The 18,037-nt window shown below is 73.4% G+C and carries 19 protein-coding genes; 13 read left to right on the plus strand and 6 right to left on the minus strand.

The window, feature by feature from the left end:
* Position 1: 1 nt before the first annotated feature.
* The 11 genes from ACLQ29_RS27215 to ACLQ29_RS27265 all read left to right on the plus strand — a co-directional run bounded on the left by ACLQ29_RS27215 (position 2) and on the right by ACLQ29_RS27265 (position 8,258).
* Entirely contained in the window at positions 2-2,089 is a 2,088-nt protein-coding gene (locus ACLQ29_RS27215) for a geranylgeranyl reductase family protein (RefSeq protein ID WP_425774285.1), read from the plus strand.
* A 219-nt stretch (positions 2,090-2,308) separates the two neighbouring features.
* Entirely contained in the window at positions 2,309-2,824 is a 516-nt protein-coding gene (gene rpsP / locus ACLQ29_RS27220) for a 30S ribosomal protein S16 (RefSeq protein WP_425774286.1), read from the plus strand.
* On the plus strand, positions 2,799-3,059 hold the full coding sequence (locus ACLQ29_RS27225) for an RNA-binding protein (protein WP_425774327.1): 261 nt from the start codon (positions 2,799-2,801) through the stop codon (positions 3,057-3,059). The genes rpsP and ACLQ29_RS27225 overlap by 26 nt, the downstream gene beginning before the upstream one ends.
* Positions 3,059-3,616, plus strand: coding sequence for a ribosome maturation factor RimM (gene rimM / locus ACLQ29_RS27230; protein WP_425761287.1), 558 nt, complete (start codon positions 3,059-3,061; stop codon positions 3,614-3,616). The genes ACLQ29_RS27225 and rimM overlap by 1 nt, the downstream gene beginning before the upstream one ends.
* A gap of 9 nt (positions 3,617-3,625) precedes the next feature.
* Positions 3,626-4,399, plus strand: a complete 774-nt coding sequence (trmD, locus tag ACLQ29_RS27235) for a tRNA (guanosine(37)-N1)-methyltransferase TrmD (RefSeq protein ID WP_393372960.1) — start codon at positions 3,626-3,628, stop codon at positions 4,397-4,399.
* Between the two features lie 144 nt (positions 4,400-4,543).
* The gene (rplS, locus tag ACLQ29_RS27240; RefSeq protein WP_425774287.1) at positions 4,544-4,900 is read left to right on the plus strand and encodes a 50S ribosomal protein L19; all 357 of its coding nucleotides are present in this window, start codon (positions 4,544-4,546) and stop codon (positions 4,898-4,900) included.
* Between the two features lie 183 nt (positions 4,901-5,083).
* Entirely contained in the window at positions 5,084-5,953 is an 870-nt protein-coding gene (gene lepB / locus ACLQ29_RS27245) for a signal peptidase I (RefSeq protein ID WP_425774288.1), read from the plus strand.
* A 10-nt stretch (positions 5,954-5,963) separates the two neighbouring features.
* Complete coding sequence (gene lepB, locus ACLQ29_RS27250; protein WP_425774289.1) at positions 5,964-6,599, plus strand: signal peptidase I; 636 nt, start codon at positions 5,964-5,966, stop codon at positions 6,597-6,599.
* 47 nt (positions 6,600-6,646) lie between these two features.
* A complete protein-coding gene (locus ACLQ29_RS27255; protein WP_425774290.1) occupies positions 6,647-7,132 on the plus strand; it encodes an NUDIX hydrolase in 486 nt (161 codons plus the stop codon).
* A complete protein-coding gene (locus tag ACLQ29_RS27260; protein ID WP_425774291.1) occupies positions 7,126-7,938 on the plus strand; it encodes a ribonuclease HII in 813 nt (270 codons plus the stop codon). The genes ACLQ29_RS27255 and ACLQ29_RS27260 overlap by 7 nt, the downstream gene beginning before the upstream one ends.
* A complete protein-coding gene (locus tag ACLQ29_RS27265) occupies positions 7,935-8,258 on the plus strand; it encodes a DUF2469 domain-containing protein (RefSeq protein ID WP_007075222.1) in 324 nt (107 codons plus the stop codon). Before ACLQ29_RS27260 ends, ACLQ29_RS27265 begins: the two co-directional genes overlap by 4 nt.
* Before the next feature lie 85 nt (positions 8,259-8,343).
* Here ACLQ29_RS27265 and ACLQ29_RS27270 read toward each other — a convergent pair whose 3' ends face one another.
* Complete coding sequence (locus ACLQ29_RS27270; RefSeq protein ID WP_425774292.1) at positions 8,344-9,486, minus strand: sulfite oxidase; 1,143 nt, start codon at positions 9,484-9,486, stop codon at positions 8,344-8,346.
* A gap of 421 nt (positions 9,487-9,907) precedes the next feature.
* On the opposite strand from ACLQ29_RS27270, the gene ACLQ29_RS27275 reads away from it, so the two are divergent.
* Positions 9,908-10,636 carry a murein hydrolase activator EnvC family protein gene (locus ACLQ29_RS27275; RefSeq protein ID WP_425774293.1) on the plus strand — a complete coding sequence of 243 codons (729 nt, stop codon included), beginning with the start codon at positions 9,908-9,910 and terminating at the stop codon, positions 10,634-10,636.
* Here ACLQ29_RS27275 and ACLQ29_RS27280 read toward each other — a convergent pair.
* From ACLQ29_RS27280 to ACLQ29_RS27300, 5 genes are all read right to left on the minus strand, one after another.
* Positions 10,557-11,738 carry an aminotransferase class V-fold PLP-dependent enzyme gene (locus ACLQ29_RS27280; RefSeq protein WP_425774294.1) on the minus strand — a complete coding sequence of 394 codons (1,182 nt, stop codon included), beginning with the start codon at positions 11,736-11,738 and terminating at the stop codon, positions 10,557-10,559. The genes ACLQ29_RS27275 and ACLQ29_RS27280 overlap by 80 nt on opposite strands.
* A gap of 76 nt (positions 11,739-11,814) precedes the next feature.
* Positions 11,815-12,996: a tyrosine-type recombinase/integrase gene (locus ACLQ29_RS27285; protein WP_425774295.1), complete on the minus strand. Its 1,182-nt coding sequence runs from the start codon at positions 12,994-12,996 to the stop codon at positions 11,815-11,817.
* A gap of 220 nt (positions 12,997-13,216) precedes the next feature.
* The gene (gene dprA, locus ACLQ29_RS27290) at positions 13,217-14,392 is read right to left on the minus strand and encodes a DNA-processing protein DprA (protein WP_425774328.1); all 1,176 of its coding nucleotides are present in this window, start codon (positions 14,390-14,392) and stop codon (positions 13,217-13,219) included.
* Between the two features lie 20 nt (positions 14,393-14,412).
* Entirely contained in the window at positions 14,413-15,933 is a 1,521-nt protein-coding gene (locus ACLQ29_RS27295) for a YifB family Mg chelatase-like AAA ATPase (RefSeq protein ID WP_425774296.1), read from the minus strand.
* Positions 15,934-15,965: 32 nt separating this feature from the next.
* On the minus strand, positions 15,966-16,325 hold the full coding sequence (locus ACLQ29_RS27300; protein WP_393237946.1) for a YraN family protein: 360 nt from the start codon (positions 16,323-16,325) through the stop codon (positions 15,966-15,968).
* Between the two features lie 359 nt (positions 16,326-16,684).
* On the opposite strand from ACLQ29_RS27300, the gene ACLQ29_RS27305 reads away from it, so the two are divergent.
* Complete coding sequence (locus ACLQ29_RS27305; RefSeq protein WP_425774297.1) at positions 16,685-17,752, plus strand: hypothetical protein; 1,068 nt, start codon at positions 16,685-16,687, stop codon at positions 17,750-17,752.
* The last annotated feature ends 285 nt before the right edge of the window (positions 17,753-18,037 follow it).

The following is an 18,037-nucleotide window of genomic DNA, read 5'->3' on the forward strand; positions in this document are numbered from 1 at the left end:
GGTGGCCACGCCGGCCCCGACGCTGGTTCCGGACCGGCTCGACGGCTTCGACGCGGTGGTGGTGGGCGCCGGCCCCGGCGGTGCGGCCGCGGCGTACCGGCTGGCGGTCCTGGGCCGCCGGGTTCTGCTGATCGACAGGCGCGAGTTCCCCCGCGACAAGTGCTGCGGCGACGGCCTGACCCGCAGCGCCGTGCGTCTGCTCGCCGAGATGGGGGTGCTCGACGAGCTGACGGGGGCCCAGCGGGTGGGCGGGGTGCGGATCCGGATGCGTGGGCGAGGCGGTCGCGACTTCCACTACGAGGAGCCCGACGGCACCGGGTACGGCATGGTGGTGCCCCGGCTGGAGCTGGACGCGGTGCTGTCCCGGCGGGCGGTGCGTGCCGGCGCGGTGCTCTGGACCGGAGCCCGCGCCACCCGACTGCTGGGCGGTGCCGCCGGGGTCCACGGTGTGCAGGTCGAGTACGAGGGCCGCCGGTTCGCGCTGCGCACCCCGGCTGTGGTCGCCGCAGACGGGGCCTCCTCGCGGCTGGCTCACCAGGCCGGGTTGCGTAGTCCGGACCGGGAGTGGACCGGGTTCGCCGCCCGGGGCTACTTCACCGAGGTGGCCGACCTCGACGAGTTGCTGGAGATCCACCTTCCGCTGGCGGACGTCACGGACCGGCGGGTGCTGCCCTCCTACGGCTGGGTGTTTCCGGTCGGCGACGGGACGGCGAACGTCGGCGTGGGCCTCTTCGACCCGACCCACCGGGAGAACGTGCGGTTGCTCTACGAGCGTTTCGTCACCGAGCTGACAACGACCGACCACCGATTCCGGGCGGCCCGTCCGGTCGGACCGATGACCGGGGCGCCGCTGCGGCTGGACTTCGACCCGTCCCGGTGCGGTGTGCCGGGGTTGCTGCTGGTCGGCGACGCGGCGGGGCTGGTGAGCCCGTTCACCGGCGAGGGCATCAGCTTCGCCCTGGAATCGGGCCTGCTCGCCGCCGACCGGATCGACACGGCACGTCGCCGCGCCGAGACGGGACCGGTGGATCCAGCCCCGTACGCCCGGCAGTTGGCCGCCCGGCAGTCCGGCTATTTCGAGACCGGCCGGTACTCGGTGCGCCGCTACCTGCTCGCCTGGCGGGTGCTCGACGCCACCTTCGACGACGACCGCCCACTGTTCGCCCTCTGCCGCCGGCTGGCGCTCTTCCCGGACGGGGCACGGGCGGGTGTCCTGCTGGACCCGCTGCCCCAGCCGGCGCCGGAGCTGGCCCGCGACCTGCGGCGGGATCTGATGGCGGTGGGCGAGCTGCTCGCCGGCTGCGTACGCGAGGACTGGCCGATGTTCGTCCGGCTCGGCGGGGTGGACGAGGACCTGTCGACCCTCTCGCTGCGTCCGGCGGTGCTGCTGCTGGTCGCCGCGGCGGTCGGGGGCCGTGAGCATCCGCTTCGACACGCCCTCGCCGCGGCGGTCGACCTGGGTCTGCTCGCCGGGCTGGCGGTGGACAGCGCCCGGGAGGAGCCCCGGTCGACCGGGCCACGACCGACGCCGTGGGGCAACCGGTTCGCGGTGCTGGTCGCGGACTTCCTGTTGGCCCGCGCGTACGAGTTCGCCGCGCAGGGCGGCGGCCCAGTGGTCGCCGAGTTCGCCGAGGCGTTGACCGTGGCCTGTGAGGGGCGGGCTCAGGAGTTGCGCGACGATCCGTCGTCGGGCGGCGGGGCCGGCGGTGCCGTCCTGGTCGGGCGCGCCGCCATCGCGTTCGAGTTGCCGTGTCGGCTCGGCGGCCGGCTCGGAGGCGCCCGGGTGCCGGTGGTGAACGCGCTGGCCACGTACGGTCGTGAGGTCGGCGTGGCGCATGCCCTCGGCGAACAGCTTCGGGAGCTGGCCGGGGCGTCCCGGTGGGGTGGGTCGACGCAGCCCGGGGCTGTCGCGCCCGACGACCCACGGGTGTCTGCTCTGCTCGGCCTGATCGCCGAGCACGCCCAACGGGCGCGAGAGGCGTTGCGGATCGTGCCCGCCGGCCCGGCCCGCGAGCTGCTGGCTCGGCTGGCCACCCCCGGGTTGCCGGGCGCCGTGGATCCCGACGGCAGGGTGATGTCGGTCACGTAGCGGTGACGGGCGGGCGGGTCCGGGGCTCCGGTGTGAGTGATCGGCGCTTCATCTGGCAGAATGGGTCGCTGGTATCCGGCGCGCGTCCGGCGCCCTCTAACCCGGGCACGTCGCTAGTCCACCGAGTAGTCTCCGGCCCAACCCCACGGGTCCGGTCGGCGCTCACCCATGCACACCGCCCACACGGGCCGGTGAGATCGCAACAGGAGCGAAACAACTGTGGCCGTAAAGATCCGGCTCCTGCGGATGGGCAAGATCCGCAACCCGCAGTACCGCATCGTCATCGCTGACTCGCGCACCAAGCGTGACGGTCGGGCGATCGAGTTCGTCGGGATTTACCAGCCCAAGGAAGACCCCTCGATCATCGAGGTCAAGTCGGAGCGGGTCCAGTACTGGCTGTCCGTCGGCGCTCAGCCGAGCGAGGCGGTGCAGCGTCTGCTGGAGCTGACCGGTGACTGGCAGAAGTACAAGGGCCTGCCGGCCCCGCCGCCGCTCCTGGTCGCCCCCGAGCGGGCCGACCGCAAGGCGGCGTACGAGGTTGAGGCGAAGGCCGCCGCCGGGCTGGCCCCGGAGACCCCGGCCAAGCCGGCCAAGAAGGCCGCCAAGGCTGCCGAGGCCCCGAAGACCGAGGCTGCGGCCGAGGCCCCGAAGACTGAGGCCCCGGCCGAGGCGCCGAAGACCGAGGCCCCGGCCGAGGCTCCCGCCGCCACTGCCGACGCCGGTGAGCAGGCCTGACATGCCTCTGCGTCCGGCGTTGGAGCACCTGGTCAAGGGCATCGTCGACAACCCGGACGACGTCCGGGTGCGGATGGTCGATTCCCGTCGGGGCAAGCGGCTCGAAGTCCGCGTGCACCCCGAGGACCTCGGCACGGTGATCGGGCGGTCCGGTCGGACCGCGAAGGCGCTGCGCCAGGTGATCGGCTCCATCGGCGGGCGCGGGGTACGCGTCGACATCGTCGACTCGTACTGATGCAGCTCGTCATCGGAAGGATCGGCAAGCCGCACGGCGTCCGCGGTGAGGTCACCGTGGAAGTGCGGACCGACGAGCCTGAAGCACGGTTCGTCCCGGGTTCGGTGCTGCGCACCGAACCCGGGGCGGTTCCGCCGCCCGCGCCGGCGACCGGTCCGGGCGTGCCGTTCCGCGTTCCGGCGGAGCTGACCATCGAGGAAGCCCGCTTCCACCAGGGGCGGGTGCTCATCGCGTTCGAGGGCATCCCGGACCGCAACACCGCCGAGGCGCTGCGCGGGACGCTGCTCGTGGTGGACAGCGCCGACGTGGACCCGCCGGACGACCCGGAGGAGTTCCACGACCACCAGCTGGTCGGGTTGGCCGTGGTGAACCCGGCCGGCGAACCGCTGGGCGAGGTCGTCCGCATCGACCACGCGCCCTCCTCGGACCTGCTGGTGCTGCGACGCCCCGAGGGGCGTACCGCGTTGATCCCGTTCGTCCGGGCGATCGTTCCGGAGGTCGACCTGGCCGGTGGACGTGTGATCGTCGACCCGCCGGCCGGACTGCTCGATCTTTAGGACCACCCCATGCGCGTCGACGTCGTGTCGATCTTTCCGGAGTACTTCGCCCCGCTGGACCTGTCGCTGATCGGGCGGGCGCGGGCCAACGGCGTACTCCAGCTCGCCGTGCACGACCTGCGGACCTGGACCCACGACGTGCACCGCACGGTCGACGACACCCCCTACGGCGGCGGGCCGGGGATGGTGATGCGCCCGGAGCCGTGGGGGGAGGCGCTGGACGCGCTCGCGCCGGCCGAGGCCCCGCCGCCCCGGCTGCTGGTGCCGTCGCCGGCCGGTGCCCCGTTCACGCAGGCCATGGCGTACGAGCTGGCGGCCGAGTCGCACCTGCTCTTCGCCTGCGGCCGGTACGAGGGGATCGACCAGCGGGTGTTGGCGCACGCCGCCACCCGGATGCCGGTCACCGAGGTGTCGCTCGGTGACTACGTGCTCTTCGGCGGCGAGGTCGCGGTCCTGGTGATGCTGGAGGCGGTGACCCGGCTGCTGCCGGGAGTGCTGGGCAACGCGGGCTCGCTGGACGAGGAGTCGCACGCGCACGGGCTGCTGGAGGCGCCGATCTACACCAAGCCGCCGAGTTGGCGCGGGCACGACGTGCCGGAGGTGCTCCGCTCCGGTGACCACGGCAAGATCGCCCGCTGGCGTCGCGAGGAGGGCCTGCTGCGAACCGCGGCCCGCCGCCCGGATCTGCTGGCCGCGCTGCCGGGGGATCGGCTCGACAAACGGGACATCGCGGCCCTGGACCGGGCCGGATTTCAGCTGCCACCGGGGGATGTGGCAAAGTAGGGGGGTTGCCGCATCCGTCCGCTCCCGCGGGCGGCTGCGAGGATCACCGACCGGGGGTCGGCCCGCCGACCACCACCCGGGGATCAGAATCACCCACCCGCGCACCGAGTGACGGTGCGCCGTGAGCCTTACGAGGACGCAGCGATGAACATCCTGGACGCCCTTGACGCCCAGTCGAAGCGGACCGACCTTCCCGTCTTCCGGGCCGGTGACACCGTCAAGGTGCACGCCCGCGTCGTCGAGGGCAACCGGTCCCGTGTCCAGATCTTCCAGGGCGTCGTGATCCGCCGCCAGGGTGACGGTCTGCGCGAGACCTTCTCGGTCCGCAAGGTCAGCTTCGGCGTCGGCGTCGAGCGGACCTACCCGATCAACGGCCCGGGCATCGACCGGATCGAGATCGTGACCCGCGGTGACGTGCGTCGCGCCAAGCTGTACTACCTGCGCGAGCTGCGCGGCAAGAAGGCCAAGATCAAGGAGAAGCGGGAGAAGCAGCCCAGCTGACTTCCCGCTCGCCACGCCGCCCGAGCTGCGCGTATGCCGTAACGACCAGACCGCACTACCCTGGTCGTCACGGGCGCAGCACGGCGGCGGGCCCGCCCACGTGGGCGGGTAGCTGTCCACTGCCGCCCGTGGAGCCTCGACGAGGCTCCCGGGCGGTGGTGTTTCTGCGGACCGGGGAGTGGCGTGGTGCAGACGCTTGACGAGGACGGCACCGTCGATCCGTGGCGCCGGCGCGCGCGGCGTGGCCGCCGGCAGATGCCGCTGTGGCAGGAGCTTCCGCTGCTGCTGGTGGTGGCGTTCTGCCTCGCGGTGCTGATCCGCACCTTCCTGCTCCAGGCGTTCTACATCCCGTCCGGCTCGATGGAGGACACGCTTCTCGTCGATGACCGGGTGCTGGTCAACAAGGTCGTCTACGACGTCCGTGACCCGGTCCGCGGCGAGGTGGTGGTCTTCCGGGGCACCGACCGCTGGGCGCCGCAGGTCGACGACCAGCCGGAGCCGGGCTTCGTCGGCAAGCTGACCCGGACCGTCGGCGACCTGATCGGCGTGAGCCGTCCCGGTGAGAAGGACTTCATCAAGCGGGTGATCGGCGTCCCCGGCGACCGGGTCAAGTGCTGCGACAGTCAGGGGCGGGTGACGGTCAACGGCACGCCGCTCGACGAGCCGTACGTCCTGCGCGACTCCCCGCTGGACCTGCCGCCCAACCCGTCGGAGTGCCGCTCCCGGCGCTTCGACGAGGTCGTCGTACCGCCCGGTCAGATCTTCGTGATGGGCGACCACCGTGAGGTCTCCCAGGACGCGCGCTGCCAGGGCCCCGTGCCGATCGACAACGTGGTCGGCAGGGCCTTCATGGTGGTCTGGCCCTCGTCGCGGTGGAACCCGCTGCCGGTGCCGGCGACGTTCGACGACGTGTCCGGGCCGGGCGCGGCATCCTCGGGCGCGCCCCCGGCGCGACCGAGCCCGCAGGGCGGTGTGCTGCTGATTCTCCCGTTGGCGGCCGCTCTACGTGCTTCCCGCGCGTTCCGGTCGGTGACGTCCAGTTCGGCAACGTAGGCTCCTTGGCGTGATTGACGAGCAGACCGACAAGCCGCGCAGCTCCTTCTGGAAGGAGCTGCCGATCCTGCTGGGTGTGGCGATCCTGGTCGCGGTGCTGGTCCGCGCCTTCGTGCTGCAGACCTTCTTCATCCCCTCCCCGTCCATGGAGAACACTCTCAAGATCGATGACCGGGTGCTGGTCAACAAGCTGGTCTACGACTTCCGGTCGCCGCACCGCGGTGAGGTGATCGTTTTCAAGGCGCCGATCGAGTGGAGCGGCAACCCCGACGGTGAGGACTTCATCAAGCGGGTGATCGGCATCCCCGGTGACCACGTGGTCTGCTGCGACCCGCAGGAACGGCTGATGATCAACGGCAAGTCATTGGACGAGCCGTACATCTTCTCCCTGGACGGCGTCCGCGACAAGGCGGCCGACCAGGAGTTCGACATCACCGTGCCGAAGGGCCGGCTGTGGGTCATGGGTGACCACCGCTCGGCGTCCGGTGACTCGCTGGAGCACTGGCAGCAGTCCGGGCAGAACATCACCGAGGCCACCATCCGCGAGGACGACGTGGTCGGGCGGGCATTCACCGTCTTCTGGCCGGTCAACCGGGCCACCTGGCTGACGGTGCCCGACGGGTTCGACGGCATTCCCAAGCCGTAGGCCGACGGGGCGTGGGCGATCCGCCGTCGGTCTGGCAGGCTGGTGCGGTGACCGTCTACACCCCTCGACGCGCGGCCCGCGTGCTGCTCGTCGACGCGGCCGGCCGGGTCCTGCTGTTCGAGGGCTTCGACCCGGCCCGACCAGGGCACCGCTACTGGTTCACCCCGGGCGGTGGGCTCGATCCGGGGGAGTCGCCGGCAGTGGGCGCGGCCCGCGAGTTGGCCGAGGAGACCGGGCTGCGGCTCGACCCGGCCGAGCTGGGCGAGCCGGTCTGGTCCGACGCGACCGAGTTCACGTTCGACGGGGTGTGGTACCGCCAGGCGCAGGATTTCTTCCTCCTCCGGGTGGCGTCCTGGCAGGTGGACACCGCCGGCTTCAACGACATCGAGCAGCGCAGCATCGCCGGCCACCGCTGGTGGCTCCCCGACGAGCTGGCCGCCAGCGGTGAACGCTTCTACCCCGCCGAGCTGCCCGCCCTGCTGAGCCGGTTGGCGCAGTCGACCGCCACCGACCGGAACGAGGCGTCGTGCTGACCCCACCGCGCACCGTCGTGCGCCGCGAGGCCGGCCTGTACGCCCTGGAACGGGCGCTGCAACGGCGCGGCTTCCGACACGTCGCCGGCGCCGACGAGGCGGGCCGGGGCGCCTGTGCCGGTCCGCTCGTCGCCGCCGCCGCCGTCTTGCCCGAAGGCCGGCGCGGCGAGATCGAGGGCCTGGCCGACTCGAAGTTGCTCACCCCGGCCAGCCGGGAACGGGTGTACGCCGAGGTGGTGGACCGGGCGCTCGCGTACGCCGTGGTCGTCATCCCCGCCGAGGAGGTCGACGCCCGGGGCTTGCACGTGTGCAACCTGGCCGCCATGCGCCGGGCGCTCGCCTCGCTCAGCACCCGGCCGGAGTACGTGCTGACCGACGGCTTCGGCGTGGACGGCCTGGGCGTGCCGGGGCTTGCGGTGTGGAAGGGTGACCGGGTGGCGGCATGCGTCGCGGCGGCAAGCGTCCTCGCCAAGGTCACCCGGGACCGGATGATGGTGGAGCTGGACGGGGTGTTCCCGGCGTACGGCTTCGCCGAGCACAAGGGTTACATCACCCCGGAGCACTCGGCGGCGCTGCGCGAGCACGGTCCGTGCCGGGAGCACCGGTTCTCGTACGTCAATGTCGCCACGGTCTCCGGCCGCGACGGACGGCCGCCGCGCGCCAGACGTCCCGGCGGTCCGGGCCGGCAAGAGCCGATGGAGCGCTCCGGGGCGTCAGGGGGTACCGTCGGCGTGGCGTTGGGCGAGCAGCCTCGGCCTCAGACGCCGGTGGGGGAAGATGTGGCCATGGAAGGCGGAGTGCGATGAGCGCGGAAGATCTCGAGAAGTACGAGACCGAGATGGAGCTGCAGCTCTACCGGGAGTACCGCGACATTGTCCGCCAGTTCTCGTACGTGGTGGAGACGGAGCGTCGGTTCTACCTGGCCAACCAGGTCGACCTGCACGTGCGCAACTCCGACGGCGAGGTCTACTTCGAGGTGGAGATGCACGACGCCTGGGTGTGGGACATGTACCGTCCGGCCCGCTTCGTCAAGAACGTCCGGGTGATGACCTTCAAGGACGTCAACGTCGAAGAGCTGGAGAAGCCCGACATCTCGTTGCCCGCCGACTCCGGCTTCGGCGGCTGACCGCAGCCCTGTCCCTCGGCGGCTGACCACAGCCCCGCCGCTCGGCCGCGCCGCGGGCCCCCACCCGTGGCGTGACTCCTGCCGGTCACTCGGCCGGCACCACGACCTCGACCCGCTGCACCAGATTGTTGGCGAAGCCGCCACGGTTCCACGGCTGCTCGACCGGCTGGGTCCGCCCGGACGCGTCCGTCGCCCGCGCGCCGAGCACGTACCGGCCCGGAGTCGCCGTCCACTCGTACCGCCAGCGCCGCCAGGCGAAGTCGCCCCCGTCCGCCGGGTCCAGCTCGGCCGACTCCCAGCTCTGCCCACCGTCGGTGGTGACCTCCACGGCGACCACCGGCGCGTGCCCCGACCAGGCCCGACCGTCCACCGTGCACGGCCCGGCCCGCAGCACCCGGCGACGGGACATGAAGTCGGGGAAGCCGGGCGGACGGACCAGCGCACGCGGTTCGATCCGGGTCACCGGCACGCCCGGGTCGTCGGCGTCGGTACGCACCCGGTAGGCGACCGCGTTCTGATAACCCTCGAACGGCTCGGTCCGGATCTCGACGGAGTGGACCCACTTCACGTGCGCCATGCCGTACCAGCCCGGCACGATCAGCCGCAGCGGCGCGCCGTGCTGCGGCAGCAGGGGAGCGCCGTTCATCTCGTACGCCAGCAGCACCTCCTCCCGCAGCGCGTCGGCGACCGGCAGCGCCCGCTGGTAGTCCTGCTCGATCCCGCGCTCGACACCGTGGTCGGCGCCGGTGAAGACCACGTCCACCGCGTCCGGCCTGAGCCCCGCCTCCCGCAGCAGCGGAGCGAGGGGGGTGCCGGTCCACTCGGCGTTGCCGACCGCCTCGACCAGCCACGGCTGGCTGACCGGCCGAGGGTGTAGCAGGGCTCGGCCATTGCCGGCGCACTCGAGCGTCACCTGGTGGGTGACCCGCGGTCGCTCGCGCAGCTCGGCGAGCGTGACCGTCAGCGGCCGGTCCACCGCGCCGCCGATGGTCAGCGTGTGCGTCGCCGGGTCCAGCTCCGGAATGTCGTAGTGGATCAGCAGGTAGTGCAGCCCGGCAGGGGTGACGTCGTAGCGCAGCGCCTCCAACGGGATGCCGTGGTTGCGGGCGGCGAGCTGCAACTCCTCGGCACTGATCGCCTCGTCCGGCGCCGCGAGCCGGGACGGACCGCTCACGTCGGCCACCGTCGGCCCGGCTGGTGGTGGCGTCCGGTCATCGACAGTGGTCATGCCTGGGCCTCCCCGGTCCACACGGCGTCACCCGCCGTACGCGGCCCAGCCTAGGGCGTGTGTCAAAGTCCTCGGTCGAGCCGAGGCGGAGTCCAGGCGACGGTCCGGCAAGGCGGAGATCGGCCCGGATACCGGTGTTGTATCCGGGCCAATCTCCAACGCGGCCGGTCGTTGTCTGGGCCCGCCGCAGGCCGGCCAGGGGCTTTGACACACGCCCTGTGCCCTCGGTCAGCACAGGAGAACGGCCCCGCCGCGCTGGCCGATGCCGCGACGTTCGAGTGCCTCAGCAGCGAAGAGGCGCACTCGCCCGGGCATAGCAGATCATCGAGGGCGGTGGGTGGTCGTCCACAGCACGCCCGGTTGTCCACAGCCGCGTCGGCCGGGCTGGCGGACCGTCCCGCCTCGGCCGGAGGCTGCCAGCATGCGACAGCCATCCGCCTCCCGCCGCGCCCTGCCGCTTCACGGCGCGCCTGCCCTGGCGCTTCAGGCCGCGCCTGCCCTGGCGCTGATCCTCCAGCTCTGCGGGCTGGTCGTGCTCGTCACGGCGGAGCCCCGCCGTGCACCGCTGCCGGTCGCGGCCCTGGCGACCGTCACGGCGTCCGCCCCAGCGCCCGCCGAGCGGTTCCGCTGGCCGATCGACGGGTCGCCCCGTCCGGTGCGCCGATTCGACCCGCCGCCCCGACCGTGGCTGCCCGGCCACCGGGGCGTCGACCTGGCCGCCCCGGCCGGCGCGGTGGTCCGCAGCGCCGGTTCCGGCACCGTGCTCTTCGCCGGCCTGGTGGCCGGGCGACAGGTGCTCACCGTGGGGCACGCCGACGGGCTCCGCACCACCCACGAGCCGGTGCGACCGGCGGTACGCCCCGGCCAACAGGTCACCGCCGGCACGCCACTGGGTGAGCTGCTGCCCGGCCATCCGGGTTGCCCGGCCGAAGCCTGCCTGCACTGGGGCCTGCGCCGGGGCGAGGAATACCTCGACCCGCTGGCCCTGCTCGGCCTCGGCCCGGTGCGCCTGCTGCCGGTCAACGAGGCCGGCCCCCCGCTGCCGGTCCGTGGAGCGGGCCTCCGCAAGGTCAGCGCTGGGCGAGCAGCGCCGGCAGCCGCACGGCCAGCCGCTCGTACTCGTCGGCGGCGTTGTAGACCTGACCCGTGAGCCGCAACCACCCACGGCCGTTCCAGCTCATCACCGCGACCTCGGTGGCGAGCCGCTCGCCGACCCGCGTCTGCAACGCCCGCGCCGCGTCGATGGTGGCGGCCATGCCGGCCGGCAACGGAATGAGGCGCAGGGACACCCCCGGCCCGCCGGGGCCGGGCAGGTCGGCGGGAGCCACCCCGAGCGCGTCCCCGACCACCCGCTGGCCGTACGCGGCCAGCGCGGCGTTGTGCGCCCGCACCCGGTCGACACCGAGACTGCGCAACGTGAACAGTCCCGCCGGGGCGGCCAGCCAGGACGTGTAGTCGAGAGTCGCCTGCCACTCGATCCGGGCCGGGAAACCCGACTCCTGCTCCCAGGAGACCACAAGCGGTTCGATCCGGTCCCGCCAGCGCGGCGCCACCGTCAGCAGGGCGGTCCCGCGCGGGGCGTACGCCCATTTGTGCAGGTTGCCCACCCAGAAGTCAGCGCCGATGTCGCTCACCGGGGTCGCCAGCATCCCGGGGGCGTGCGCGGCGTCGACCAACACCGGTACGCCGTGTTCGCGGGCCACCCCGACGATGGCGGCGGTCGGGAACAGCCTGGCCGTTGCCGAGGTGAGCTGGTCGACGACGAGCAGCCGGGTCCGTCCGGGGCGCAGGCCGGCGCGGATGATCTGCACGATCTGCTCGTCGGTGGCGGCCAGCGGGATTGGCAGGACCCGGCCGACCGCCCCGGTACGGCGACACTCGCGCTGGATGGCCAGGCTCACCGCCCCGTAACCGTGGTCGGTGCTGAGCACCTCGTCGCCGGGTTGCAGGCCCAGCGACTGGAGGACCACGGCGACGCCTGTGGTGGTGTTGCCGACCAGGGCGCTGCCGTCCGGGTCGGCGCCGAGGAACCCGGCGAGGTGCCGGCGGGTGTGCGCGATCCGGTCGACCAACCCCTGGGTGAAGAAGCGCAGCGGGTTGGCCTCCATCTCGTCGCGCAGCCGTTGCTGGGCTCGTTGCACGGCGATCGGGACCGCGCCGAACGAGCCGTGGTTGAGGTGGCTGACCGCCGGGTCCAGCGAGAAGAGCAGGCGGGCGCCCGGGATCGGCTCAGGGGGCTGCGGGACGCTCACTCGATGATCGTAACCGTCCGGCGTTCTCGGACCCGGTGCTTGATCGGGTGCGCCTGCCGGTACGCGGCGCTGGACGTCAGGCGCGTGGGTGTGCCTGCCGGTACGCGGCGCGCAGGCGCTCCACCGAGACGTGCGTGTAGATCTGCGTGCTGGCCAGCGACGAGTGGCCCAGCAACTCCTGCACGGCGCGGAGGTCGGCACCACCCTCCAGCAGGTGGGTGGCCGCGGAGTGGCGCAAACCGTGCGGGCTGGTCCGGGGCAGGCCGGCGGCCTCGGCGTAGCCGCCGACGATCTGACGCGCGGTCGTCGGGTTGAGCCGACCGCCCCGCGCGCCGAGCAGCAGCGCGTCGCCGGAGCGGGCAACCACAAGCGCCGGGCGGCCCCGGCGCAGCCAGTCGTCAAGCGCCCGTTGGGCGGGCACCCCGTACGGCACCGAGCGCTCCCGCCCACCCTTGCCGAACACCCGGATCACCCGCCTGCCATGGTCGACGTCGCCGACGTCCAACCCGCAGACCTCGCTGACCCGTACCCCGGTCGCGTAGAGCAACTCCAGGAGCACCCGGTCGCGCAGCGACACCGCCTCGGCCTCGGCCGCCGCGCCCGATTGCGGCACGGCCACGAGCGGGATACCAGGTCGGGCCGGCGCCTCGCCCGATCTTGGCAGGGCCGGTGCCGCCCCCTTTTGCCGCGTGGCCGGTGGCGCGGTGGCGAGCGGGGCCTGCTGGGCCGGTGCCGTGCCCGATCGCGGGGTGGCTGGTGGGGTGGTCGCGGGCGGGGCGTGCTGGGCCGGTGTCTCGCCCGACCGCGGCGCGGTCGTGCGCGGTGCCTGCCGGGCCGGTGCCTCGACCAGGGTGGCGGCCTGGTCGGTGCGCAGCACGGCTGGCAGCTCCCGGTGCGCCCGCGGGCTGGCCAGCGCGGCCCCCACGTCGGCGGGGAGCAGCCCGGCCCGGTGCGCCCAGGCGCTGAACGCCCGTGCCGACGCGGCCCGCCGGGCCAACGACGTGCGGGCCGCACCTGTGGTGCGCTGCTTCGCCAACCAACTGCGCAGCACCGACAGGTCCAGCTCGGCCAGGTCGACGCAGCCCATCCGGGCCGCGTGGTCGAGCAGCGAGACGAGATCGGTGACGTACGCGCGGACGGTGTGCGCCGAGCGGTTACGCACCCGGGACAGGTGCTCGGCGAAGTCGTCGACGGCGTTGCGCAGCTCGGGTGGCAGCGCCTGGTGCATGGACCGGGTGCCTCGGTCGGGCCGGCTCATCGTGGCCGCGCCGGTCTGCGGACCGGTCCACCGGCCCAGGCTCCTGCACGGACAGCTGGCACGGCACCAGCCTACGGCCGAGCGACGAGGGGCACCGACCACCACGGTGGCGGTGTTCGTCGGACCTGGCCGCGTACCGCCGTCGGGCATTTCCTTGCCCTGATCCGCCGCAAAGCCGCGGCAGACCTGGCGGTCTGGCGGAGCCACGTGCTTACCCATCTCAGGTCCGAGCCTCTCGCCTCTTGACGGAGGGCCGGGGGGCGAGGGCGTAGCCGTCGTCCCGACGGACCACCATGGACAGCTCCTCCAACAGGGACAGCTTGCGCAACGCGGTCCGTACGTCGACACCGGCGCGGGCCGCGAGCCGGTCCACCCCCATCGCGCCTCGGCGGGGTAGCGCCTCCAGCAGCGACCGCGTGTCGTCGTCCAGCGCGTCGGTGGCCCGCTGTGGTCCCCGCGCAAGCGGGGCCAGGTCGGCGCCGATCCGGCCCACCTCCTCCAGCACGTGTGCCACCCCGGTGACCAGCCGGGCCTTGTCGGGGTACTCGCGGAGCAACTCGTGCGCGCCGACGGACATCGCCGAGGTCACCGGCCCCGGCACCACCATTGCCACCCGACCGGTGTGGATGGCCCGCCGAGCGGTCTGCGTCGCGCCACTGCGCGCCGACGCCTCCACCACGACGGTGCCGAGAGTGCCGGCGGCGATCACCCGGTTGCGGATCAGAAACCGGGGCCGCAGCGGTTCGGCGCCCGGCGGCCACTCACTGACCAGCAGCCCGGTGTCGGCGATCCGGTCGAAGAGGGCGGCGTTGCCCATCGGGTACGGCCTGTCCAGCCCGCACGCGAGCACCGCGACGGTCAGACCGTCCGCCGTGAGGGCGCCCCGGTGGGCGGCGGCGTCGATGCCGAACGCGCCACCGGAGACGACAGTCCAGTCCCGTTCGGCGAGTCTGTATCCCAGCTCTGTCGCGACGTGCTGGCCGTAGCCGGTGGCCGCTCGCGCCCCGACCACTGCCACCGAGCGGTCCAGCGCCTCACCCAGCGGCCAGGCCCCGCGTACCCAGAAGCAGAGCGGTGGGGCGGTCTCGCCGTCCACCCGGCGGGCGACGTCCGGCAGGCGCAGCGCGGACAGGCCGGCCACCCGCGCCGGCCACTCCTCGTCGTCGGGTGTGACCAGGCGGGCACCGAGCCGGTCCGCCCGCTCCAGCGCCTCGGCCGCCACCGCCCGGGCGTCGCCGGCCGCCGATCGGGCGGCCACCGCGGTCTGTAGCCGGCTGTCCGGGCTGCCGCCGTCGAGCAGCAGGTCCAGGGTCGCCGCCGGGCCGAGCCGTTCGACAAGTTGGTGCACCACGCGGGTGCCCGGCTCGGCCAGCCAGGTCAGTGCGACCCGGGCCATCCTGCCTTCGTCATCGGCGCTCACGTCGCCTCTCCCGTCCGTAGTTGAAGCGCCTCCCGGACGTCGTCCAGGTCTGGTCGGTCCCGGCCGTCCAGGTCGGCGATGGTCCAGGACATCCGGATCACCCGGTCGAAGCCGCGGGCCGACAGCGAGCCGGAGTCGAGCCGGCCACGCAACTCGGCGGTGACCCGGGCGGGCAGCCGCCACGGCGGTCGGCGCAGGTGCGGGCCCTCCACCTCGGCGTTGAGCCGCCGGCCGAGGCCGGCCCAGCGGGTGGCCGCCGCCTGCCGGGCCGCCGCTACCCGCGCGGCGACCGTCGCCGAGGACTCGACGCCGCCGTCGGCTGCCAGCAACTCCGCCGCCCGCACCGGCCGTAACTGCACCTGTACGTCGATCCGGTCGAGCAGTGGCCCGGAGAGCCGGCCAAGGTAGCGACGGCGGGCCAGCGGGCTGCACTCACAGTGCGCGTCGCCTGCTGGTTTGGCACACGGGCACGGGTTGGCGGCCAGCACCAACTGGGTTCGGGCCGGATAGATCGTGCCGCCCCCGCTGCGGGTGAGCCGAACGCGGCCGTCTTCGAGCGGTTGACGCAGCGCCTCCAACGCGCCCTTGCTGAACTCGGGGGCCTCGTCGAGGAAGAGCACGCCGCGATGTGCCAGCGACACCGCGCCGGGTCGGGCCAGCCCCGAGCCACCACCGACAAGCGACGGCACGGACGCGGTGTGGTGCGGCGCCTGGAACGGTGGGCGACGCAACAGCCGACCACCCGGCGGCAGCAGCCCGGCGACCGAGTGCAGGGCGGTGACCTCCAGTGCCGCGTCGTCGTCCAGCTCGGGCAGGATCGACGGCAGCCGCTCGGCGAGCATCGTCTTGCCGGCGCCCGGCGGCCCGAGCAGCGCCACGTGATGCCCGCCGGCCGCGGCGACCTCCAGTGCGCGGCGGCCGAACTGCTGCCCGGCGACCTCGGCGAGATCCGGCCCGTCGACGGCCGGCGCCGAGGTGGCCTCCGGCGGCTCGATCAGCGGGGCGCCGTCGCGAACGAAGGCCACCAGCCGGTGCAGGGAGTCCACCGCTCGCACCCGTACCCCCGGGATGACCGCGGCCTCGGCGGCGTTGCCGACCGGGACGATGACCCGCGCGATGCCGGCCTGGGCCGCGGCGGCGACCATCGGGAGTACGCCGCGCACCGGCCGGACCGTGCCGTCCAACCCCAACTCGCCGAGGACCACCACCCCCTCCAGTGGCAGCAGCGGCAGCTCACCCGAGCCGCCCAGGAGAGCCGCGGCGATGGCCAGATCGAAGGCTGAGCCGGATTTCGGCAGCGTCGCGGGCAGCAGATTGAGAGTGATCCGCCGGTTGGGCCAGCGCTGGCCGGAGTTGACCACGGCCGCGCGGACGCGGTCACGGGCCTCGTGCAGGGCGGTGTCCGGCAGACCGGAGATCACCACCGCGGGCAGGCCGGCGGCCAGGTCGGCCTCCACCTCGACCAGGTGGCCGGTGACCCCGACCAGCCCGACGCAGAGCACCTTCGCGTAGCTCACGGCCGCGTCACCGATCCTTCGGGTCGCGCATCTCAGAACGCGCCCTTGAGGTGGTCCACCTGCGCCGGACCGGCGTCGGGCAGCCGCACCGACAGCACGTCGAAACGCACCTCGTCGGCGGTCGTGCCGGTCTCGGTGAGCCAGCGCGCGGCGAGCCCGCGCAGCCGGCGGGCCTTGGCCGGCACGACCGCCTCGGCCGGGGTGCCGAAGTCGTCGCCCCGGCGGGTCTTCACCTCGCAGAAGGCGAGCACCGGCCCGTCCCACGCGATGATGTCGATCTCCCCGGCCGGACAGCGCCAGTTTCGGGCGATCGGGCGCAGTCCCGCCTCGGTCAGGTGCTGGGCGGCGCACCGCTCGCCGTACGCGCCGACCGCCTGGTTCCGCTTCGTCATGGCCGGAACCGTGCCCGCCCCGGCGCCCCCGCGGCTACTCCAACGGTTGCCCAACTGTGGACAACGGAGTCGCTGTGGACAGTCGACCGATCATGCCCACGGTGTGCTAGCGGCGTTGGGCCTCCCCAACCGAGGCCGGCGCGGCCAGCCGCGCTCATGGGCGGGGCCGCCGTGATCAGGTGATGAGAAGTAGGTGTCAGGACCGCCGCAGACCTACTTTTCATCACCTGATCACGGTGCCGGCCCGCGTCGGCGCCGCCTCGACGCGACTCCATGCCCCGCGCTGGCGGGGACCGGTGGCGCGTGGCCTGACGGGGCTGAAATGGCGCGGGCGTGGCCGGTCGCATACGGTGCCTGACGTGGACGGACGACGGAGCTTTCCGGAAGATCAGGAGTCGCGCTGGTACCCCGACGAGCGGGGTCGCGGTTACGACGAGTCGGAGTGGCGCGGCGCGGGCGAATCGCGGTACCGGGACAGCGAGATCCCCGAGCAGCATGGCGCCGAAGACGCCCGCTCCGTCGAGGACACCGGCGTTCGCCGCCGCCGCGAGCCGGATTCGGGACGCTTCGGCGCCGTCGACGCGAGCCGCTTCGGCGCTACGCCGGAGTCCGACTCGGGTCGGTTGAGTGCGGTGGACTCGGGTCGCTTCGGTACCCCCGAGTCGGACTCGGGTCGCTTCGGCGCCCTGGACGATCAGACCGGTCGGTTCGGGGCGAGTGAGGCTGATTCGGGGCGTTTCGGCGCGATCGACCCGCTGGGTGCCGCACGGCCGGAGGCGGACGGTTACCGGGCCACCTGGTCGCGGCGGGCGGATCGGGACCCCTCGGAAACCTCGGGTGAGCTGCCCGGACGCCGGGCCGCCCGCGAGGCGACCCCAGCCGGGTCCCCGCTGACCGGCGCCGCGCCGGAGACCGCCCGCGACACCACGGCGGCTGTCGCGCCGGCCGGTGTGCTGGCTGATCAGGCTCGTCCCGCTCCGCTCGCTGGGTACCCGATCATCGAGCCGACCCGGGGCGGCGACGTGCCGCACCCGCTGGAGATGCCGACCGGTCCGATGCCGGGGATCGGTCCTCGACCGGACCTGCCCGTAGCCGACCCGCCGGTGTATCCGCCGGCCGCCGACGGTGTCTATCGGACCCGGCGACCGGTGCTGGCCGTACTCTTCGCGGTGTTGGTGTTGATCTTCGAGATCCCCGCGCTGCGGGTGCTGCTGGCCGGCGTGACCGGTGATCCGGTGGACGCCGGGAACGTGGTGGTGGGTATCGCCCTGGTCGCCGGACTGCCGATCTTCGCGACCGGGCTGTACGGGCTGCGAACCGGAGGTCTGGCGCTCGCCGACGGTGGTCGGGGCTGGCTGCGCCCACCCACGGCCTACCTGACCGTCGGTCTGGTGCTCTTCGTGGCCGCCGCGCTCGCCGCCGGCTGACCCTGGCGCGCAGCCGGCTACCGTCTCCGCCACCACCGTCGCGGCCAGGCCTTCTCGCTGCGTCCCGCGCCGGGTGTGCCGCCCCAGCGCCACGATCGACTCGGTTTCCATGATGTCGCGGTGTCCGGATCGGTTGGACGCGCCGATTTCCAGGAATCCGAGTCGATCATGGCGGGATGCCGCGCCGAGCGGGTCGGTGCCGGACGTCGCGCTGGGTCGGAGGTCGCGCTGGGCCGGACGCAATCCTGAGGGTGCGCCCCGACGGGCCTGCGCGCACCCGCGTAC

It is taken from the genome of Micromonospora sp. DT228 (assembly GCF_049841595.1).
Classification (GTDB): Bacteria; Actinomycetota; Actinomycetes; order Mycobacteriales; family Micromonosporaceae; genus Micromonospora.

Coding starts and splice junctions, on each gene's coding strand:
- dprA (WP_425774328.1), bottom strand. CDS start 14,392: ATGGCCCGGGTCGCACTGACCTGGCTGGCCGAGCCGGGCACCCGCGTG.
- ACLQ29_RS27275 (WP_425774293.1), top strand. CDS start 9,908: ATGCGACAGCCATCCGCCTCCCGCCGCGCCCTGCCGCTTCACGGCGCG.
- rplS (WP_425774287.1), top strand. CDS start 4,544: ATGAACATCCTGGACGCCCTTGACGCCCAGTCGAAGCGGACCGACCTT.
- rimM (WP_425761287.1), top strand. CDS start 3,059: ATGCAGCTCGTCATCGGAAGGATCGGCAAGCCGCACGGCGTCCGCGGT.
- ACLQ29_RS27300 (WP_393237946.1), bottom strand. CDS start 16,325: ATGACGAAGCGGAACCAGGCGGTCGGCGCGTACGGCGAGCGGTGCGCC.
- ACLQ29_RS27265 (WP_007075222.1), top strand. CDS start 7,935: ATGAGCGCGGAAGATCTCGAGAAGTACGAGACCGAGATGGAGCTGCAG.
- ACLQ29_RS27270 (WP_425774292.1), bottom strand. CDS start 9,486: ATGACCACTGTCGATGACCGGACGCCACCACCAGCCGGGCCGACGGTG.
- trmD (WP_393372960.1), top strand. CDS start 3,626: ATGCGCGTCGACGTCGTGTCGATCTTTCCGGAGTACTTCGCCCCGCTG.
- ACLQ29_RS27285 (WP_425774295.1), bottom strand. CDS start 12,996: ATGAGCCGGCCCGACCGAGGCACCCGGTCCATGCACCAGGCGCTGCCA.